Below are 18,471 nucleotides of genomic sequence, written 5' to 3' on the forward strand. Positions count from 1 at the left end.
CCCGGACCAAATCCGGCAATTCGTCCCCAACGAATTCGCCACCCTCGGCGCCGACGGCTTCGGCTTCTCCGACACCCGCGCAGCAGCCCGCCGCTACTTCAAGAACGACACCCACTCCATCGTGGTGAAAGTACTGCAGTTGCTTGCGGCGAGGGGCGAAGTGGAGGCGGGTGCGCCGTCGTATGCCCTGGACCGCTACAAGTTGCTGGACGTCAACGCCGGAACCACCGGCGGAGCAGGCGGCGACGCCTGACGCCAGCGCACCCGGCAGCCGGGTCACTTCCGTGGGGAGACTGACCCGGCTGCCCTTGTTTGATTAGGGTTCAGTTATGGGCAACACGGGGGTGGACACCGCGCAGGAACGCCAGGCGACGGGCATCGTCCTGGCCGCCGGGGCAGGCACCCGGCTGGGCCTGGGCCCCAAGGCCTTGCTCCCCTACCGCGGACGGCCGCTGGTGGAGGCTATCGCCGGAAACCTCCTCGACGGCGGTTGCCGCGAGGTGGTGGTGGTGCTTGGAGCGGGCGCCCAGGAGGTGGCAGCCGCGGCCGAACTGGGCCGCTACCGGGTCGTCGTCAACCAGGACTGGCGCACGGGCATGGGCGGCTCGTTCCTGCTCGGTCACCAGGCCGCGGACCCGGCAGACCATCTCTTGGTTGCGCTGGTGGACCAGCCGGGCCTCACCGCGTCAACGGTTCAACGGCTGCTGGCCCGGCACCGCCCGTGGCGTATCACCGCCGCTGCCTACAGCGACATCCATCCGGGCGACGGCGGTCAGGCGGCTCTCCGGCGCGGCCATCCCCTTCTGATCGACACCTCCCTGCGGGACGACGTATGCGCAACGGTGAGTGGCGATGCCGGGGCGCGGGGCTTCCTGCGGGCGCATCCGGAGCTCATCGACGAAGTGGACTGCAGCGACCTGTCCACCGGCGAGGACGTGGACACCCCTGACCAGTTGGGGCTGCTTCACTAGCAGCTGGGGTGGTCAGGCGCGGACGCGCAGGAACCGTTCGAGGGCATCTTCTCCGGACGACGGCCCGCGGTGGAAGATGTCAACGGCGCCCGGCCTTATCCCCTCCGGCCAGCGTGGTGGTTCCCAGTCCTGGTGTTCGCTGGCGTAGTGCCGGCCGGTGGGTGAGGTCCAGCCGGGTGGTTCGTTTTTGGTTGCGAGGGTGGGTTTCCAGCCGGTGGTGTGCCGGAGTTTGTGGTGTTTTGGGCAGGGCTGGCCCAGGTTGCTGATCCCGGTGGTGCCGCCGTTGGCCCAGGCGAGGAGGTGGTCGGCCTCGTTGTCGAGGGAGTGGTTGCTGCAGCCGGGGAACGGGCACTTGCCGTCCCGCATCCTTAGCCAGGCCCGCATGGCTTTCGTGAGGCGGTAGCTGGTCCTGCCGATCTCCAGCGGCGCCCCGTCCCGCGGGTCCACCAACACCCGGTGGAACGACCCGGCACCGGAGGCCACCAGTTCCCGGGCCATTGACGGCGGGATGGGACCGTACCCGTCCAGCATCGCCGGTTCATCGGTCAGGCCCAGCAACGAGAACACCGGAACCGTGACCAGCACCTGCGCTCTTATTGATGTCTGCGGTAAATCTGTTTCTTCAACGCTGCCGGCAGCTGTAAGGCAGTCTCCCCCGCCGCTGCTGTCGCTGTGGCGGGCCCGGGCGCCACCGGCCGTGGCGGGGGAAGCATCCGTGCCGGTGGAAGTCGTCCTGGCATCCGCGCCGCCTGCCGTCCCGTGGGCGTCCGTGCCGTCTGGTGTGCCGCTGCCGAGAACAGCGGACGCAAACAGGTCCGCGCGGAGCTGGGTCAGGGTCCGGGGTTCGTCCAGGCCCTGCAGGGCACGGGCGACGGCGGTGAGCCGGTTCCACCCGGCAAGCGCCTGGTCCGCGGGCAGGCACGCAGACAGCCAGGCCATCCCGTCCCGGTCCGGCCGGAACTCCACCCGCCGCTCCGCCACCCCTTTGGCGTGCCGCTTCTCAATCGACTCCGCATGGTGGCGTTCCCGCCATGTCCGCGCCTTGACCCGGAACCGGTGCGCCGGCAACTCCCCGGCCGCGCAACCCCGCGCCGCATCCGGTGCTTCGGGGTCCAGGAAATGGGATTCCAACGCCGCCGCCCCCACGGCATCCAGGCCGGCGGTTTCATCGACCATCACCACCGCGTGCTGCCAGGAAATCGTCCCGGCCTGCAAAGCCTCCAAGGTCCGCGGCAATGAGGAAACAACGGCGTGCGAGGTCACCAGGAACGAGGACGCCGCCCGCGGCCCCAACGCCAACACACACCCGATCTCCGCAGCGACCGCCATCTCCTGCGCCACCACCGGAACATCCGGCCCGGCAACGGCACAGGCGGTGTCCGCGTACGTCACCGCAGCCCTGGCCTTCACCGCAGAAATCACGGCCTCCACCTCACGGGACCCGGCCAGAATATCCAGGCAACCATCCGCCAAACCAGCAAGAGGGTCAGCTGCAGAAAAAGGCACCGCACCGGCCCCATCCACCTCAGCATTCAGCACGGCAAGGGCAGCCTTGATCTCCTCAAAAGCCCTCGCCACCGCTGCCTTCCCCATAAACCCATCATGACAAGGGGGTACGACAATCAGGATCCATAAGGGGAATTCAGCTCAGGCCGGCATCCCATGCTCCAGCAACTGCTCCAGCCCCCGTTTGAAGCCGGACCTGCCGCCGTGGGCGGGATGCCGAATCTTCGGTACGTCAAGGCCGCTGCGTTGCAGGCTGTGCTGGGCCACATTGCCCACCGCCACGATGGTACTGATGCCGAACAGCTCCGAAAGCTCCTGCCGAAACGGCGTGCCGAGCTTGGTCTCGGAGGGCCTGGGCGTGCGGTTGGACAGGGGCCTGCCGGGCTGGTGCGGATGCCAGGGAAAGGCACTCCACAGCAGCGGAAGGAAATCCACTTCTTCCAGGACTTGCCAGAGCACGGTAGCGGTGGGCTCCGCGGCAACCCCCGCGGCTTCGGGCGGCAGCACGTAACCCTTGCCGGGACCGAAAAGCCCGAAGCTGTTGGCGGGGCCTCCGAGGATGACTCTATTGGTGAAGGGCACTCCGGTGATACGCATGCCCCTAAAGCCCGGTGCCTCGCCCACCAGCAGTACCTTGGGCCGGCGGTCCAGCATCTCCTGCAGGTAAATCTCCAGGTTACGGCGGCGGAGCGCATTCTCCGGAACTGCGTGGTTGAAGAAATTGTTGGCCGCAGCACCCGTGTCAACGACTGCAAGCTGCTCAACGAATGCCGCGATGGCAGGAGCACTCATTCGCCCGGTTCTTCCAAGCGTGCGGCCAGGCGTTCACACGCAGCCTGGTCAGCTCTCGCGAGGCGCGCCTTCTTAAGGTTCTCGCGCAGGATCCAGCGCACGTCCTTGCCCACGCTCCCAGCCCATTTCTCCAGGTACCCGAATCCCTTGTCCGGGGCGGCGGCGACTGCGACGCTCCAGCAGTATCCGAGGCCCTGCCGCAGCACGCGGAATTCCTCACTTCGCCGCAAGCCGGGATCGGCTCCTGCAATGGCGGCGGTGATCTTGTCCAGGACGTCAACCGCCCTTCCTGCATCCTCGGGGGTGCGCAGCAGCCGGGGTTCGCAGATCCCGGCGGCCACCGCACGCGCCACCAGGGGCTGCATCACGTGCCCGTCGCCGAGCCATTCCGCCGCCAGGTGCCACAACGCCGGCATATCAGCGTCGCCCAGCCGCTGCAGGGCCATCGCAACGCCTTCGCGCACCCGCCAGCGGTGGTCCCCCGCCAGGTCCCGCAATGATTCCGCGGAACCCGGCCGGCCCTCGACAAGCAGCCGGCCCAGGCCGACGGCACCGCACATGGCACGGTACTCGTCAGGGCTTTGCGCACACAGCGTGATCAGCGTGGAGTCGGCAACGTCCGCGAACGCCTCCGCCAGCTCGATGTTGCCGCGCGGGCCGGGCAGGCCGGACTCAGCGTCAAGGTAGGCCAACCACTGTCCGGGCGGAAGCGATTCCAGGGCTGCCCTGTAATCCGACCTCTTGGTCACCGATCAACTCCTTGCCCCGCAGGCGCCCGCAGGCCTGCCCTAAAGCTTGCTACCAGCGCGGGTGGATGGCCTCGCGGAAGTAGTGGTCGTAGATCCAACGGACGCCGTCGTCGAACTCTTTACCAATGCTGACATCAGCCGCAGAAGCGTTGGCCCGCGCCTGCTCCACGTTACGGGCGCCGGGAATCACGGTGCTGACGCCGTCCTGGGCCGCGATCCAGGCGATGGCAGCCTGGGCGGTGGTTGCCCCTTCAGGCACCAGCTGTTCGAACTCGGCCACGGCCTTCAGGCCAAGCTCGTAATCCACGCCGGAGAAGGTTTCGCCGACGTCGAAGGCTTCGCCCTTGCGGTTGTAGTTCCGGTGGTCGTTCTCAGCGAAGGTGGTGTCCTTGGAGTACTTGCCGGACAGCAGGCCGGAGGCCAGCGGCACGCGCGCAATGATGCCCACGCCCGCAGTCTTGGCAGCCGGAAGGACCTCATCCAGGGGCTTGAGCCGGAAGGCGTTCAGGATGATCTGGACCGAGGCAGTTCCGTCGTGGCGGATGGCTTCGAGGGCCTCGTCCGTCCGTTCGACGCTGACCCCGTAGTTCTTGATGGCCCCTTCGGACACCAGGGTGTCCAAGGCGTCGTACACCTCGTTGTTGCTGTAGACGGGAGTGGGCGGACAGTGCAGCTGGACCAGGTCCAGGGTGTCGGTGCCCAGGTTCTTCCGGGACCGGTCAACCCACTGGCGGAAGTTGGCCAGGTTGTAGTTCTCCGGCCGCTGCTCCATCCGGCGGCCCATCTTCGTGGCCACGGTGATGCCGAGGCCCGGGTTGTCCGCAAGGAACTTGCCGATGGCCTGCTCACTGCGTCCGTCACCGTAGACGTCGGCGGTGTCAAAGAAGGTGACCCCCGCTTCCGCGGAAGCCGCCAGGATTGCCTGCGCCTGCGCCGGGTCCACGTTGCCCCAGTCCGCGCCGAGCTGCCACGTACCCAGCCCCACGATGGACACATTCCGTCCGGTCTTGCCTAAAATCCGCTGTTCCATCCCCCGACTATATGCAACGATGCAGCCCGGGGTCAGATCTGACCCCGGGCTGGGCCCGCACAACCGGAGGTATGGCCATCGGTTTCCCTAGGAACGGACCCGCTCCAACCTGGGCACCAGCCCGGCCTCCTTGAGCCCCAGGTAGATCCTGTCCCTCGCGATGGGCAGGGACGCGAACCGGATTCCGGTGGCGTTCCGGATGGCGTTGGCGAGCGCCGGCGCCACCGGGTTGAATGGGCTTTCGCTCATGGACTTGGCACCCAGCGGCCCCATCTTGTCGTTGGTGTCCGCGAAGTACACCTCGCTGCGCGGCACGTCCGCGAAGGTGGGAATGTGGTACTGGCGGAGGATGTCCGTGGTGACCTTCCCGGCGTCGTTGACCACCACTTCCTCGTACAGCGTGGCACCAAGGGCCTGGGCAATCCCGCCTTCGATCTGGCCGCGGCACTGCCGGGGGTTGACCACCACGCCGGCGTCGGCCGCCTGGACGCTTTGCAGGATCTTCAGCTCGCCGGTGCCGCGGTTCACGGCCACCCGGAACCCGTGCACGTTGAATGCGACCGAGCGCGGCGTGCCGCCCCAGCGCCCCTCGGCAGCAAGTTCGACGCCGGCATCCGCGGCAGCCTGCGCCAGATCCGCCAGTGCCACGGGAGTTCCGTCGACCACCACGGCGTCACCGTCGAGAACGCACGCGGATGCCTGGGTCTGCCGGATCCCGGCCGCAAAGGCGCGGATCCGGACGGCCAGCTCTTCCGCGGCGGCCAGGGTCGCCTTGCCTGCCACCACCGTGCCGGCGGACCCGAAGGCCCCGGTATCGTGTTCCACCAGGTCCGTGTCGGACTGCCGGACCACCACCCTGGATGCCTCGGTGGACAGTGCCGTAGCAGCGAGCTGGGCGTGCACCGTGGTGGTGCCGTTGCCGAACTCGGCGGTCCCGACGTCGGCCTGGTACGTCCCGTCCGGCAGGAGCCGGACGTGGGAGTGGGCAAAGTGGCCGCGCGGCGGCACGGTATCGATCATGGACAGGGCGGCGCCTTCACCCACCATCCAGTCCGGCCCCAGGTCCCCAAGCCCTGCCTGCCGGTACCGCTCCTTGCCGCGGTCCAGTGCGTCCCGGACCAGGTCCAGGCACTGGTCCAGGCCATAGCTGCCGTAGTGGACGTCCTCCTCCGGGTCCGGCTGGGTGGACAGCATGTGGTCCCCCTCCCGGACCATGTTCCGGCGGCGGAACTCCAGCGGGTCCATCCCGATCCCGGCGGCCAGCTCATCCATGGCGGACTCGATGGCGAAGATCATCTGGCTCAGCCCGTAGCCGCGGAACGCCCCGGACGGCACGGTGTTGGTGTAGACAGACCGGGCGTCCACCTTCTTGTTGGCGCAGTTGTAGACCGCCAGCGATTCGCCGCAGCCGTGGAACATGACGCCTGGTCCGTGGTTGCCGTAGGCGCCGGTGTTGGTGACCACGTCCAGTTCGAGGGCGGTCAGCCGGCCGTCCTTGCCGGCGCCGGCCTTCAGCTTGATGGTGAACGGGTGCCGGGTGGTGGTGGCGGTGAACTGCTCGGTGCGGGTCAGTTCCAGCTGCACCGGCCGCTGCAGTTTCAGGGCTGCGAGCGCCACGAGGTCCTCGGTGAGGACTTCCTGCTTGCCGCCGAAGCCGCCGCCCACGCGTCCGGCCACCACGTGGACCTTGTCCTCGTCCAGCCCGAAAACCCGGCAGAGGGTGCGGCGGACCAGGAAGGGCACCTGGCTGGAGGTGCGGACCTGGAGCCGGCCCTGGTCATCCACCGAGGCGATGGCGGCGTGCGTTTCCAGGGCCACGTGCTGCACCCGCTGGGTCTGGTAGGTCTGCTCGTGGATGAAGTCCGCGGCCGCGAACCCGTCGGCCACGCTCCCCAGCTCGGAGTGGAGCTCCGCCACCACATTCCGCTCCGGCGCGGCGATCCGGGACGTTACGGCCTCCTTGTCGCCATGGACCAGCGGCGCGTTGGGCAGCAGCGCCTCCTGGGGCGAAAAGACGGCGGGCAGTTCCTGGTACTCCACCCGCAGGGCGCGCACGCCCGCTTCGGCGGCGCTCACGGTCTCGGCCACGACGGCGGCCACCCGCTGCCCGATGAAGCGCACCACGTCATCGAGCACCCGCGTGTCATCCGGATCGTCCGTGAACAGTTCGTGCTGGGCGGTGGAAAACAGCTGGGCGGGGGCATCTTCGGAGGTCAGGACGGCCACTACGCCAGGAACCTGCAGCGCCGCCTCCTTGTCGATGGCGACAACCCGGGCGTGGGCATGGGGCGAGCGCACGATCTTCAGGTGCAGCAGTCCCTGTGCCTGGTCCGCGGGGATGTCCAGGGTGTAGCGTGCGGCACCGGTGACCACGGCACGGCTGGCCGGGGCCGGGACGTCATCGCCCAGCTGGCCGGGCGCGGGGTCCGGCTGCCCGGGCCCGGCGATGCCCGAACCCTGGCCGGCAGGATCGGGGTGGCCCGCATCCCCGCAGATGGCGTCGGCGATGGCGCGGTACCCCGTGCAGCGGCAGAGGTTGCCCTTGAGGTTCCGGGGCAGGTTCTCCTTCTGTCCGTCGTCGAACGTGGCGGCGGTCATCACCATGCCGGCGGTGCAGAACCCGCACTGGAAGCCCTGGCGTTCCAGGAACTGCTGCTGCACAGGATGCAGGCCGGTGCCGCCGCCGGTGGCGGCCAGCCCCTCAATGGTGGTGACGGAGTGCCCTTCGGCGCGGACCGCGGGGTAGATGCAGCTGTGCACCGGGACGCCGTCGACGTGGACGGTGCAGGCGCCGCAGTCGCCGCCGTCGCAGCCCTTCTTCACGCCCAGGTTCCCCTGTTCCCGCAGGAAGGTCCGCAGGCATTGCCCGGGGCGGGGCTGGCTTTCGGTGGTGGTGCCGTTGATGTCGATGGGCATTGCTCAAGCCCCTTTCGAAAGGTGTGTGGAACCGGAAGCCGGGCCTGTCCGCGGTGGCCAGAAGTCGCCCGAGACAGCCAGTCCCGGCATCCCTTCGGGCGCTGCGAGTTCGGCGCGGATCTCCTCGGCCAGCCGGTAGGTCATGTCGCGGCGCCAGGCCGGCAGCCCGTGGATGTCGTCGTGGTAAAGGCCTGCGGGGATCGCCTCATCGAGGGCCGCGGCCAGATGGTCGGCATCGGGCAGCCCGTCAAAGCGCAGCTGGACCGGCCGTTTGGTCGCGGCGGTGACGGTCAGGACCAGGGAGGTGCCGCCGTCGAGCCGTCCAATCAGCAGCGCACCGGACCGGCCCAGGTTGCTTAGCGACAGGCGCCGGAACGCCACCCGGGCGGAAAGGGCCGACGCCGGGAGGTGGACACTGCGGAGCAGCTCGCCCGGTGCCAGGCAGTTCGTGGCGTCGCCGGTGACGAAGTCCGCCACCGGGACGCTGCGGCTGGTGCCGCCCGTGGAAAGGATGGTGGCGGTGCCGTCCAGTCCGGCGCAGAGCGAGGTCATGGGCCCGGCGGGCAGTGAAGTGCAGATATTGCCGCCCACCGTGGACATGTTCCACACCTTGAAGGAGGCCACGAACGAATCGCAGCAAGCCCTCACCAGGTCCAGGCCGGGCCAGCCGCGGCCGGACACCTCCGGCAGGTCGGGCAGGTTGTAGAGCCCGGCAACGGTGCAGGTGGCGGCGATGTCAATGCCGTCGCCGGTGACGGTGATGGGTGTCCAGCCGGCTGAGCCGAGGTCCAGGAGCCGGGTGAGGGGCTGCGGACCGAACGCGTAGCTGCCGTAGGAGAAAAGGACGGTGCCGCCGGCCAGCCAGGCATCGCCGTCGCGCCATTCCGCGGGGTCGGTGGTGCGGACCACCGCCTCGATGGTGTTCATGTCCATGCGATCTCCTGGTGGTTGAAGTCTGTGGGCGCCGGCGCGGGCGCAGCGTACTGGTGGATGGAGCCTGAGGTGTCGCGCAGCGGCATGCAGCTGGCGGCGCGGGTTCGGGCCGCCAGGATCCCGGCGGTGATGGACACCGCCACCTCCGCGGGGGTGACAGCCCCAAGGTCCAGGCCGATGGGCGAGTGCAGCCGGGAGATCCGCTCCGGCGGGACGCCCGCTCCGAGCAGGTCCCCCACCCGCTGGAGGTGGCTGCGGCGGGAGCCCATGGCGCCCACATACGCGAGGTCCAGGGCCAGCGCGGCCTCCAGCAGCGGAAGATCGAACTTTGGGTCATGGGTCAGGACGGCGGCGACGGTGCGGCTGTCCAGGCGGCCCGCGGCTGCTTCCGCGGCCAGGTACCGGTGCGGCCAGTCCGTGACCACCTGATGGGCGGCAGCGAAGCGGGGCTGGCCGGCAAAAGCCGGGCGGGCATCGACCAGGGTCACGTGGTACCCAAGCAGCCTGGCAGCGGGCACCAGCGCGGCGCCAAAATCATTGGCGCCGAACACCAGCATCCGGGGCGGGGCAAGCCTCGACTCCACCAGGACTGCACGCTCCTCCAGGCGCCCGTTGCGGCCGTCGCGGTCGGGCGGGCAGCCACCCGGCCCGGACAGCCGGACCACACCGGCACCACCGCTGCGCACCAGGGATTCCACCTGCATCAGCGCCTCTCCGTGAAGCACAGCTGACAGCTCCGGCGAGCCTGCCGCCCGGAACGTACCCGGAGCGGGCACCACGACTGCGCCTCCTCCCCGGGCGCTTCCTCCCCCGGTGCCGAGGGTCCGTACCAGCGCCACGGGTTGGTCCGGGTCGGATTGGGCGATTTCCTGGAGGGCGGTGCGCAGCGGGTGCGCGGTGTCGCCGGGCACCGGCTGAATATGGATGTCCAGCTCTCCCCCGCAGGTGAGCCCGGCGGCGAAGGCGTCAGCTGCACTGAAGCCGAAGGTCTTCCGGCGTGCGCCGCCGTCGTCCATTGCTTCCTGGGCGAGCGCCACCACGGCGCCTTCCACGCAGCCGCCGGAGAGGCTGCCCAGCACGGAACCGGAGGCGGTGATGATCATGGAGGTTCCCACCGGGCGCGGCACGGAACCACTGGCCGCCGCGATGGTGGCGACGGCGAACTGCCGGCCCTCGAGTGTGGGCAGCCAGGCGCCAAGCGAAGGGATCAGGTCAAGCATGGCGGCACTCCTTCTTCCGCGCGGCGGTGGTGTCCATTGTCTGTCCTGTCAAGTCGATGTAAAAGCATCCCGGCGGGGACACCCGCACCACTCGTGCCGGTGCGGATGTCCCCGGGGCTTCGCGCTTGGTGGTTCTCAGCCGCCGAGCAGGGCGTTGATGGGCCCGCGGGCGAAGTACACCAGGAACCCGGCGCTCACCACCCACATCAGCGGATGGATCTTCCTCGCCTTGCCGGACGCAGCTCCAATGACGGCCCAGCTCACGAAGCCGACGCCGATGCCGTTGGCGATCGAGTAGCTCAGCGGCATGGTGACGATGGTGAGGAACGCGGGCAGCGCCACCGTGAACTTGGTGAACTTGATCTCGCGGATCTGCGCCATCATCATGGCGCCCACCACCACCAGGGCGGCGGCGGCGACCTCGAGCGGCACCACGCTGGTGAGCGGGGTAAGGAACATCGAGCCGAGGAACAGCAGGCCCGTCACCACCGAGGCCAGGCCGGTCCTGGCGCCCTCACCGATTCCTGCCGCGGAGTCGATGTACACGGTGTTGGAGGAGCCGGAGGTGGCCCCGCCCGCCACGGCGCCGAAGCCTTCGACGATGAAGGCCGCCTTCAGCCGCGGGAACGTGCCGTCTTTGTGGGCGACGCCAGCGCTCTTGGCCAGTCCGGTCATGGTGCCCATGGCGTCGAAGAAGTTGGTGAACACGAGCGTGAAGACCAGCATGGTGGCCGCGAGTCCGCCGATCCTGGCGAACGAGCCGAAGAGGTCAAAGTGGCCCACGAGGCCCAGGTCCGGTGCCGAAACCAGCTGGCCGGACAGGACGGGGGTGTTCAGGTGCCAGCCGCCGGGGTTGGTGGCGCTGGCAGGGCCGAGTTTCATGATGGCTTCCACGACGGCGGCCAGCACGGTGGTGCCGACGATGCCGATGAGCAGGCCGCCCTGGACCTTGCGGGCCACCAGGATGCCCATGGCCAGGAGCCCGACGACGAACACGAGCGTGGGCACGGAGGTGATGGAGCCGCCGTCGCCCAGCTGGACGGGAGGCCCACCCGCGGTGGGCCGGACAAATCCGGAGTCCACGAAGCCGATGAAGGCGATGAACAGGCCGATGCCGACGGTGATGGCTGCCTTCAGTTCCTTGGGCACGGCCCGGAAGATGGCGGTCCGGGCCCCCGTGACGCCGAACAGGACGATCAGGATGCCGTTGATCACCACCAGGCCCATCGCCTCGGCCCAGGTGACCTCCTGGATCACCGAGACGGCCAGGAAGGAGTTGATGCCCAGCCCTGCGGCCAGGCCGAACGGCAGGTTGGCGATCAGGCCGAAGAGGATGGTCATGACGCCGGCGGTGAGGCCGGTGACGGCACCCACCTGGGCTGCGGAGAGCCAGCCGCCGGCGACGTCGGTGGGGGCGTTGTCAGCGCTGAACCCGCCAAGGATGAGGGGGTTCAGGATGACGATGTACGCCATGGTGAAGAAGGTGACCAGTCCGCCGCGGAATTCGCGCCCGGGGGTTGAACCGCGCCGGCTGATCTGGAAGAAGCGGTCAAGGAAGGAGTTCGACGCCGGCAGTTTCGAAGCGCGCGGGGCCTGCCGGATGGAGGGGGTACTTGGAGCCGCATGCTCCTCGTGGGAATGGTCCAGGATGGTCATCTGAGCCGCCGGGCCTAGTAGTCGATCCTGGATTCGAGGGTGTTCCAGGTATTGAACGGCTCCAGCGGGGCCGGCGCCTGGGGATCGCCCAGTTCCAGCTTGGAGACCGGCATCAGGGAATCCCTGTCCTGGTTGTCGAAGTACTCGTAGAAGACGGCATCGTCAAAGCCGACCGAGGCTGCGTCATGCCGGTCCGCCGCGAACACCACCCGGTCAATCCGGGCCCAGAGCGCGGACGCCAGGCACATGGGGCAGGGCTCGCAGCTGGTGTAGAGGGTGGCCCCGCTGAGGTCGAAGGTGCCCAGCTCGCGGCAGGCGGTGCGGATGGCGGTGACTTCTGCGTGGGCGGTGGGATCGTTGTCCGCGGTGACGCGGTTGACGCCGTCGAAGGTGGAGCCGTCCGCGGTGACGATCATGGCGCCGAAGGGCCCGCCGCTGTTGAGGACGTTGGCCGTTGCCAGCCGGATTGATCTGGCCAAATACTGTTCGGCCGTGACGGTGGTACTCATGATGCGACTTCCTTTTGCCGGGAAGCCTGTTGCCGTGCAGGACCAGTAGAACCAGGTGCGACGGTTACCAGGCTTCAGCATGTGCTGTGAAGGTTAAGTTGCGCCTGGTAGATAGCTTCCCGGAGTTCGGGTGCCCGCCTTTGGCAGAATCGAGATTAGCACCGGTTTGTGGGCCACGCCATAGTTTTCTGGAAATTTAATTTCGCGATGTGAAATCCGTGTTTCTTCCGCTTCACTGCCGCCGGATGGCGGCGCCAGTCACAATAGGCGGCATTGACGCACCCCGCGCCCGTTACCTAGCCTGATCCCACCCGCACTCCCCCGGGACGGCGGGCCCTGGATCAGCAGACAGGGCTTCACTGAGCTGGCTTCACCGCAACTTCGCTCAGACAAGGACCGCCCGTGAACCATTTCGCAGCACCGCACAACCGGCTCTGGATCAGGAACCCCCTGGCCGCCTTCAGCGCCAACAGCCTCGACGCCTCGGGCGGGGTGGTGGTCAACGGCGGCGTGATCGAAGAAGTCCTGGCAGCCGGCCAGCAGCCGTCGGCGCCCGTCAGCGAAACCTTCGATGCAGGCCGGCATGTCCTGCTGCCCGGGCTGATCAACACGCACCACCACTTCTACCAGACCCTTACGCGCGCCTGGGGGCCGGTGGCCAACGCCCCGCTCTTTCCCTGGCTGCAGAACCTGTATCCCGTCTGGGCCCGGCTGACCCCCAGGGACCTTGAGTTGGCCGCCACGGTGGCCCTCGCGGAATTGCTGCTCTCCGGCTGCACCACCGCCGCCGACCACCATTACCTCTTCCCCGCGGGGCTTGAGGATGCGATCGACATCGAGGTGGCGGCGGTCCGCCGGCTGGGCATGCGCGCCACCCTCACCCGCGGCTCCATGACCCTGGGAACGGACGACGGCGGCCTGCCGCCGCAGTCCACGGTCCAGCGTCCCGAGGTGGTGCTGGCGGACAGCGAGCGCCTGGTGGGCCGGTACCACGAGCGCGGGGACGATGCGGTGATCCAGATTGCGCTGGCCCCCTGCTCGCCGTTCTCGGTGACCAAGGAGATCATGGCCGAGAGCGCGGCGCTCGCGGACCGGCTGGACGTCCGGCTGCACACCCACCTCGCGGAAACGCTGGACGAGGAGGACTTCTGCCGGGAAATGTTCGGCCTGCGGACGGTGGACTACCTGGACAGCGTGGGCTGGCTGACGGACCGCACCTGGCTGGGGCACGGCATCCACTTCAGCGGCGCCGAGATCACCCGCCTCGGCGCCGCGGGGACCGCCGTCGCGCACTGCCCCACCTCCAACATGCGGCTGGCCTCGGGCACGGCCCGCGTCCTGGAACTCGAGGAAGCCGGAGTCCCGGTGGGGCTGGGCGTGGACGGGTCGGCGTCAAATGATGCCTCGAACATGATCCTGGAAGCGCGGCAGGCGCTGTACCTCCAGCGGCTGCGGTACGGCGCCGATGTTCCCGTGGAGCGGGCACTCGGCTGGGCCACCCGCGGCTCGGCCGCCGTCCTGGGCCGGACCGGACTCGGCCAGCTGGCCCCGGGCATGCAGGCGGACCTGGCCCTGTTCACGCTCGATGACCTGCGGTTCTCCGGCAGCCATGATCCCCTCGCAGCCCTGCTGCTGTGCGCGGCGGACCGGGCGGACCGGGTGATGGTGGGCGGCCAGTGGCGGGTGGTGGACGGGCAGATCCCGGGACTGGACATCGCCGGGCTCATCGCGGAGCACTCCGCTGCGGCGAAGCGCCTGGTAAACGGCTGACATATGCCGCGCCCGCTGCTAGCGTGACCGCATGACACCGTCCAAGACGCCGCCCGAAGTCCTTGATGTCGATGGTGCAGAGGTCAGCATCTCAAGCCCGGACAAGATGGTGTTCCCGGAGCCGGGGCTGACCAAACTCGACCTGGTGCGGTACTACCTTGCAGTGGCGGACGGAGCCCTGCGGGGTGCCGGCGGCCGGCCGATGGTGCTGAAGCGCTTCCCCAAGGGCATCGACGCGGAGCCGTTCTTCCAGAAACGGGTCCCGGAGAAGCACCCACCGTATATCGACACGACCACGCTGCACTATGCGTCGGGGACCTCCGCGGAGGAGGCAGTGATCAGGGATGCCGCGGGCCTCGCCTGGGTCATCAACCTGGGCTGCCTGGACCTGAACCCGCATCCGGTCCGCGCCGAGGACCTCGAACACCCGGACGAGCTGCGGGTGGACCTTGATCCCATGCCCGGCGTGGACTGGTCGCAGATTGTTGATGTGGCCTACGTGGCGCAGGAGGTCCTGGCCGATACCGGGCTGGTGGGATGGCCGAAGACCAGCGGTTCGCGGGGGCTGCACATCCTGGTGCGGATCGCCCCGGACTGGTCCTACAAGGATGTCCGGCTCGCCGCGGAAACCCTCGCCCGGGAGGTGGAGAACCGGGCGCCCGGGCTGGCCACGGCACGGTGGTGGAAGGAAGAGCGCGGCGAAAGCGTGTTCGTGGACTTCAACCAGAACGCCAAGGACCGGACGGTGGCGTCAGCCTACTCGGTGCGGGCCCTGCCCGACGCCCGCGTTTCGGCACCCCTGACATGGGACGAAGTCCGGACCGCCCGGCCGGAGCGATTCACGGTTCCCACCGTGCTGGAGCGTTTCGCGGAGATCGGCGACCCGCATCGGGGAATTGACGACGCCGTGGGCTCCCTTGATGGCCTGCTGGCCCTTGCGAAGGAGTTGGGTCCGGCCGAAAAGGCACCTCGGGGAGCCAACGGGTCGGGCCGCCGGCAGTCGACGATGCCGCTGATCGAGGTGGCGCGCACCCGGACGAAGCCGGAGGCACTGGCGGCCCTTGAGGAATGGAAGTCCCGACATGCCAACATCGTGCCGTCCCTCAGCCCTGCCGACGTCCTTATTGACGGGATGCGTGGATCGAGTTCGCTGTGGTACCGGGTGCGGGTGAACCTGCAGCACGTCGCCGAGGCAGAGCGTCCGGCCCAGGAGGAGCTTGTTGCGGACTACGACCCCTGGGCCGGCAAGGAATGGCCGGGCCGGGCCTAGCCCCGGTCTGGCCCGGCAGGAAGCGTCAGGGGCGCTGGCGGCCAAAGACGGGAAGTGCGCGCAGCCAGCGGGAGAACCCGGAGTTGCGCCGCTCGTGCTCGGCGGGGATGTAGAAGTCCGGATCCGTGCCTCCGAGGGGCAGGTACAACTCCTGGCCCGGTGCCGGGAATTCCGCGACCTTGTTCTGCTCCTGGGGGTTCATCTGCTCCTCCTTCTAGCGCAATTTTTTCCGTACTTCGGAAACACTTTATTGCTATGTGAAAAGAGTAGGGCCGTGTCCGCCGGGCGTCAATGACCTTTCGCGACCGGGGCCGGGGGCAGCCAGTCACAAAATGAATTTTCGGCTTGTGATGTACACCACCGGCAAGCAGGGGTACGCTGGTAGGCAACTCGTGGCGCAGGTCACGTAACCTGGGAGCAGCAGGCAGGGTCGTAATGAGCTGGCATCAATGGATGCCGGCTCTTTTTTGTTGGGTCGGCTCCACCGGAAACGCGCTCGAAACGCGCGCTTAATTTCAGTGATGGAACCTTGGTTCCACTTACCGGAGATTGGGAACAGACCATGAGCAGCAAGATCATCCTCGGCGAAAACCAGTACGGCAAGGCAGAAGTCCGCGTCGTCAAGATCACCAGGGACACCAACCGCCACGAGATCGAGGACCTGAACGTCACCTCGCAGCTGCGGGGCGACTTTGCCGCGGCCCACCTGGAGGGCGACAACGCCCACGTGGTGGCCACCGACACCCAGAAGAACACCATTTACGCCTTTGCCCGCGACGGCATCGGTTCGCCGGAAGCCTTCCTGCTGCGCCTCGGCGAGCACTTCACCTCCAGCTTCGACTGGGTTACCGGCGGCCGCTGGGAAGCCGAGTCCTACGCATGGAACCGGATCCAGGCGCACGGCAGCGAGCACGATCACTCGTTCGTCCGCAACGGGCAGGAAGTCCGGACCGCCGTCCTGGTTCGTGACGGTGCCACCAGCCACCTGATCTCGGGACTGAAGGACCTGACCGTCCTGAAGTCCACCCAGTCCGGCTTCGTCGGCTACCCCCGGGACCGCTACACCACGCTGCCCGAGACCACCGACCGGATCCTCGCAACGGACGTTTCGGCCCGCTGGCGCTACAAGACCGGAACCGACTTCAGCAGCCTGGACTTCAACAAGAGCTACGACGACGTCAAGGGCCTCCTGCTCGAAGGCTTCACGGAGAAGTACTCCCACGCCCTGCAGCAGACCCTGTTCGACATGGGTGCCAAGGTCCTCGAGGCCCACAGCGAGATCGACGAGATCAAGTTCTCCATGCCCAACAAGCACCACTTCCTCGTTGACCTTTCCCCGTTCGGCCTGGACAACCCGAATGAGGTCTTCTACGCGGCTGACCGCCCGTACGGCCTGATTGAGGCCACCGTGCAGCGCGACGACGCCGCAGCGGCGCCCGCCGCCTGGTCCGGCATCGCCGGCTTCTGCTAAAGAACCACCACGGAGTCCCGGCGGGCCGGACCACCACGCGGTGGCGGCCCGTCGGGACAACCCGGCACCACCCACAGCCTTACCTGTTAGCCAGACACCAGTTAGCCAGACGATGACGTCTGCCATGAACCAAGAAAGTCTGCCATGAACACCAAGAAGAAACTGGCCGCCGCGGCCGCCGGTAAAGGGGCCAAGGGCCGCCCGGAGGACCAACGGCTCCCGATCGGAAGCACCTTCGCCTACGGCTTCCAGCACGTCCTCACCATGTACGGCGGTATCATCGCCCCGCCCCTGATCATCGGCGCCGCCGCCGGGATGAATTCCCAGGACATCGGCCTGCTCATCGCCGCCTGCCTTTTCGTCGGCGGCCTCGCCACGATCCTGCAGACCGTCGGCATCCCCTTCTTCGGCTCGCAGCTGCCGCTGGTCCAGGGCGTCTCGTTCGCCGGGGTTTCCACCATGGTGGCCATCGTGCACGGCGGCGGCGGAATCCAGGCGGTGTTCGGATCAGTCATTGCAGCCTCCCTGATCGGCCTGCTCATCACCCCGCTGTTCTCCAAGATCATCCGGTTCTTCCCGCCGGTAGTCACGGGAACGGTGATCACCACGATCGGCCTGACCCTGATGCCGGTGGCGGCCAACTGGGCCATGGGCGGCAACAACAAGGCACCCAACTACGGGAGCGTGGCCAACATCGGACTGGCCGCGGCCACCATGGGCATCGTGCTGCTCCTGAGCAAGGTGGGCAGCGCAGCCATTTCAAGGCTTTCGATCCTCCTGGCGATGGTGCTGGGCACGCTGATTGCCGTGGCCTTCGGCATGGCCGACTTCTCCAAGGTGGGCCAGGGCGAGATCGTCGCGTTCCCCACCCCCTTCGCCTTTGGCCCGCCGACGTTCGAAGCGGCAGCCATCATTTCCATGCTGATCGTCATCCTGGTCACCCTGACCGAGACGTCGGCGGACATCATCGCGGTGGGCGAGATCGTCGGCACCAAGGTGGACTCCAAGCGGATCGGCAACGGCCTGCGGGCGGACATGCTCTCCAGCGCCATTTCGCCGCTGTTCAACTCGTTCACGCAGAGCGCCTTCGCCCAGAACGTGGGCCTGGTGGCGATCACCGGGGTGAAGAGCCGCTTCGTGGTCAGCGCCGGCGGCGTGATCCTGGTGGTCCTCGGCCTGCTGCCCGTCCTGGGCCGCGTCGTCGCGGCGGTGCCCACCCCCGTGCTCGGCGGCGCCGGCGTGGTCCTCTTCGGCACCGTGGCAGCGAGCGGCATCCGCACCCTGTCAAAGGTGGACTACAAGAACAACATGAACCTGATCGTGGTTGCCGCGTCCATCGGCTTCGGGATGATCCCCATCGCCGCCCCGGCCTTCTACGACCAGTTCCCGTCCTGGTTCGGCACCATCTTCCACTCGGGCATCAGCTCGGCTGCAGTGATGGCCATCCTGCTGAACCTGTTGTTCAACCACCTGCGGGCGGGCAATTCGGACAACCAGTCAGTGTTCGTGGCCGGTACCGAGCGGCTGGTGCGCGCGGAGGACCTCCGCTGCCTGGCAGAGGGCGACCGCTTCGAAAACGGCAAGCTGATCGACTGCGACGGCAAGGAAGTGCCCATCCAGTCAGCCGAGAAGGCATCAGAACATTAGCACGGACACGGCGAACGACGGCGGCCCCTCC

Annotated in this window: 16 protein-coding genes; 6 read left to right on the forward strand and 10 right to left on the reverse strand. The window is 67.9% G+C overall.

Going from position 1 to position 18,471, the window contains the following annotated elements:
• Nucleotides 1-253 (forward strand): hypothetical protein (locus tag PUN71_RS19840; RefSeq protein WP_277799790.1); only part of this gene is annotated, 253 nt, incomplete at its 5' end.
• A gap of 76 nt (nucleotides 254-329) precedes the next feature.
• A complete protein-coding gene (nboR, locus tag PUN71_RS19845; RefSeq protein ID WP_277799791.1) occupies nucleotides 330-971 on the forward strand; it encodes a nicotine blue oxidoreductase in 642 nt (213 codons plus the stop codon).
• 12 nt (nucleotides 972-983) lie between these two features.
• Here the strand turns inward: nboR and PUN71_RS19850 are convergent, their stop codons facing one another.
• The 9 genes from PUN71_RS19850 to PUN71_RS19890 form a co-directional block, all read right to left on the reverse strand.
• Nucleotides 984-2,564 carry an HNH endonuclease signature motif containing protein gene (locus tag PUN71_RS19850; RefSeq protein WP_277799792.1) on the reverse strand — a complete coding sequence of 527 codons (1,581 nt, stop codon included), beginning with the start codon at nucleotides 2,562-2,564 and terminating at the stop codon, nucleotides 984-986.
• A 54-nt stretch (nucleotides 2,565-2,618) separates the two neighbouring features.
• Complete coding sequence (locus tag PUN71_RS19855; protein WP_277799793.1) at nucleotides 2,619-3,269, reverse strand: uracil-DNA glycosylase; 651 nt, start codon at nucleotides 3,267-3,269, stop codon at nucleotides 2,619-2,621.
• Complete coding sequence (locus PUN71_RS19860) at nucleotides 3,266-4,018, reverse strand: HEAT repeat domain-containing protein (protein ID WP_277799794.1); 753 nt, start codon at nucleotides 4,016-4,018, stop codon at nucleotides 3,266-3,268. Before PUN71_RS19860 ends, PUN71_RS19855 begins: the two co-directional genes overlap by 4 nt.
• A gap of 49 nt (nucleotides 4,019-4,067) precedes the next feature.
• Nucleotides 4,068-5,048 carry an aldo/keto reductase gene (locus tag PUN71_RS19865; RefSeq protein WP_277799795.1) on the reverse strand — a complete coding sequence of 327 codons (981 nt, stop codon included), beginning with the start codon at nucleotides 5,046-5,048 and terminating at the stop codon, nucleotides 4,068-4,070.
• Between the two features lie 87 nt (nucleotides 5,049-5,135).
• A complete protein-coding gene (locus PUN71_RS19870; RefSeq protein ID WP_277799796.1) occupies nucleotides 5,136-7,964 on the reverse strand; it encodes a molybdopterin-dependent oxidoreductase in 2,829 nt (942 codons plus the stop codon).
• 3 nt (nucleotides 7,965-7,967) lie between these two features.
• Complete coding sequence (locus tag PUN71_RS19875; RefSeq protein WP_277799797.1) at nucleotides 7,968-8,897, reverse strand: FAD binding domain-containing protein; 930 nt, start codon at nucleotides 8,895-8,897, stop codon at nucleotides 7,968-7,970.
• Entirely contained in the window at nucleotides 8,888-10,117 is a 1,230-nt protein-coding gene (locus PUN71_RS19880; RefSeq protein WP_277799798.1) for an XdhC family protein, read from the reverse strand. The genes PUN71_RS19875 and PUN71_RS19880 overlap by 10 nt, the downstream gene beginning before the upstream one ends.
• A gap of 135 nt (nucleotides 10,118-10,252) precedes the next feature.
• On the reverse strand, nucleotides 10,253-11,773 hold the full coding sequence (locus tag PUN71_RS19885; RefSeq protein WP_277799799.1) for an NCS2 family permease: 1,521 nt from the start codon (nucleotides 11,771-11,773) through the stop codon (nucleotides 10,253-10,255).
• Between the two features lie 14 nt (nucleotides 11,774-11,787).
• The gene (locus PUN71_RS19890; RefSeq protein ID WP_043455355.1) at nucleotides 11,788-12,282 is read right to left on the reverse strand and encodes a nucleoside deaminase; all 495 of its coding nucleotides are present in this window, start codon (nucleotides 12,280-12,282) and stop codon (nucleotides 11,788-11,790) included.
• 402 nt (nucleotides 12,283-12,684) lie between these two features.
• Between PUN71_RS19890 and PUN71_RS19895 the strand changes: the two genes are divergently transcribed.
• Both PUN71_RS19895 and ligD read left to right on the forward strand, forming a co-directional pair.
• Nucleotides 12,685-14,052: an 8-oxoguanine deaminase gene (locus tag PUN71_RS19895; RefSeq protein WP_277799800.1), complete on the forward strand. Its 1,368-nt coding sequence runs from the start codon at nucleotides 12,685-12,687 to the stop codon at nucleotides 14,050-14,052.
• 31 nt (nucleotides 14,053-14,083) lie between these two features.
• Entirely contained in the window at nucleotides 14,084-15,322 is a 1,239-nt protein-coding gene (gene ligD / locus PUN71_RS19900) for a non-homologous end-joining DNA ligase (RefSeq protein WP_277799801.1), read from the forward strand.
• A 25-nt stretch (nucleotides 15,323-15,347) separates the two neighbouring features.
• On the opposite strand, the gene PUN71_RS19905 is transcribed toward ligD, so the two are convergent.
• Entirely contained in the window at nucleotides 15,348-15,524 is a 177-nt protein-coding gene (locus tag PUN71_RS19905) for a hypothetical protein (RefSeq protein ID WP_277799802.1), read from the reverse strand.
• 360 nt (nucleotides 15,525-15,884) lie between these two features.
• Between PUN71_RS19905 and pucL the strand changes: the two genes are divergently transcribed.
• The gene (gene pucL, locus PUN71_RS19910; RefSeq protein ID WP_043455363.1) at nucleotides 15,885-16,793 is read left to right on the forward strand and encodes a factor-independent urate hydroxylase; all 909 of its coding nucleotides are present in this window, start codon (nucleotides 15,885-15,887) and stop codon (nucleotides 16,791-16,793) included.
• A 144-nt stretch (nucleotides 16,794-16,937) separates the two neighbouring features.
• Nucleotides 16,938-18,440, forward strand: coding sequence for a nucleobase:cation symporter-2 family protein (locus PUN71_RS19915; RefSeq protein ID WP_043455365.1), 1,503 nt, complete (start codon nucleotides 16,938-16,940; stop codon nucleotides 18,438-18,440).
• Nucleotides 18,441-18,471 lie beyond the last annotated feature (31 nt).

It is taken from the genome of Arthrobacter sp. NQ7 (assembly GCF_029581595.2).
Classification (GTDB): domain Bacteria; phylum Actinomycetota; class Actinomycetes; order Actinomycetales; family Micrococcaceae; genus Arthrobacter; species Arthrobacter phenanthrenivorans_B.

What these genes read in the sequence shown, in the direction of transcription:
- PUN71_RS19875 (WP_277799797.1), bottom strand. Translation starts at nt 8,897, where the DNA reads ATGGACATGAACACCATCGAGGCGGTGGTCCGCACCACCGACCCCGCG.
- nboR (WP_277799791.1), top strand. Translation starts at nt 330, where the DNA reads ATGGGCAACACGGGGGTGGACACCGCGCAGGAACGCCAGGCGACGGGC.
- PUN71_RS19855 (WP_277799793.1), bottom strand. Translation starts at nt 3,269, where the DNA reads ATGAGTGCTCCTGCCATCGCGGCATTCGTTGAGCAGCTTGCAGTCGTT.
- PUN71_RS19880 (WP_277799798.1), bottom strand. Translation starts at nt 10,117, where the DNA reads ATGCTTGACCTGATCCCTTCGCTTGGCGCCTGGCTGCCCACACTCGAG.
- PUN71_RS19890 (WP_043455355.1), bottom strand. Translation starts at nt 12,282, where the DNA reads ATGAGTACCACCGTCACGGCCGAACAGTATTTGGCCAGATCAATCCGG.
- pucL (WP_043455363.1), top strand. Translation starts at nt 15,885, where the DNA reads ATGAGCAGCAAGATCATCCTCGGCGAAAACCAGTACGGCAAGGCAGAA.
- PUN71_RS19905 (WP_277799802.1), bottom strand. Translation starts at nt 15,524, where the DNA reads ATGAACCCCCAGGAGCAGAACAAGGTCGCGGAATTCCCGGCACCGGGC.
- PUN71_RS19865 (WP_277799795.1), bottom strand. Translation starts at nt 5,048, where the DNA reads ATGGAACAGCGGATTTTAGGCAAGACCGGACGGAATGTGTCCATCGTG.
- ligD (WP_277799801.1), top strand. Translation starts at nt 14,084, where the DNA reads ATGACACCGTCCAAGACGCCGCCCGAAGTCCTTGATGTCGATGGTGCA.
- PUN71_RS19915 (WP_043455365.1), top strand. Translation starts at nt 16,938, where the DNA reads ATGAACACCAAGAAGAAACTGGCCGCCGCGGCCGCCGGTAAAGGGGCC.
- PUN71_RS19870 (WP_277799796.1), bottom strand. Translation starts at nt 7,964, where the DNA reads ATGCCCATCGACATCAACGGCACCACCACCGAAAGCCAGCCCCGCCCC.
- PUN71_RS19850 (WP_277799792.1), bottom strand. Translation starts at nt 2,564, where the DNA reads ATGGGGAAGGCAGCGGTGGCGAGGGCTTTTGAGGAGATCAAGGCTGCC.
- PUN71_RS19885 (WP_277799799.1), bottom strand. Translation starts at nt 11,773, where the DNA reads ATGACCATCCTGGACCATTCCCACGAGGAGCATGCGGCTCCAAGTACC.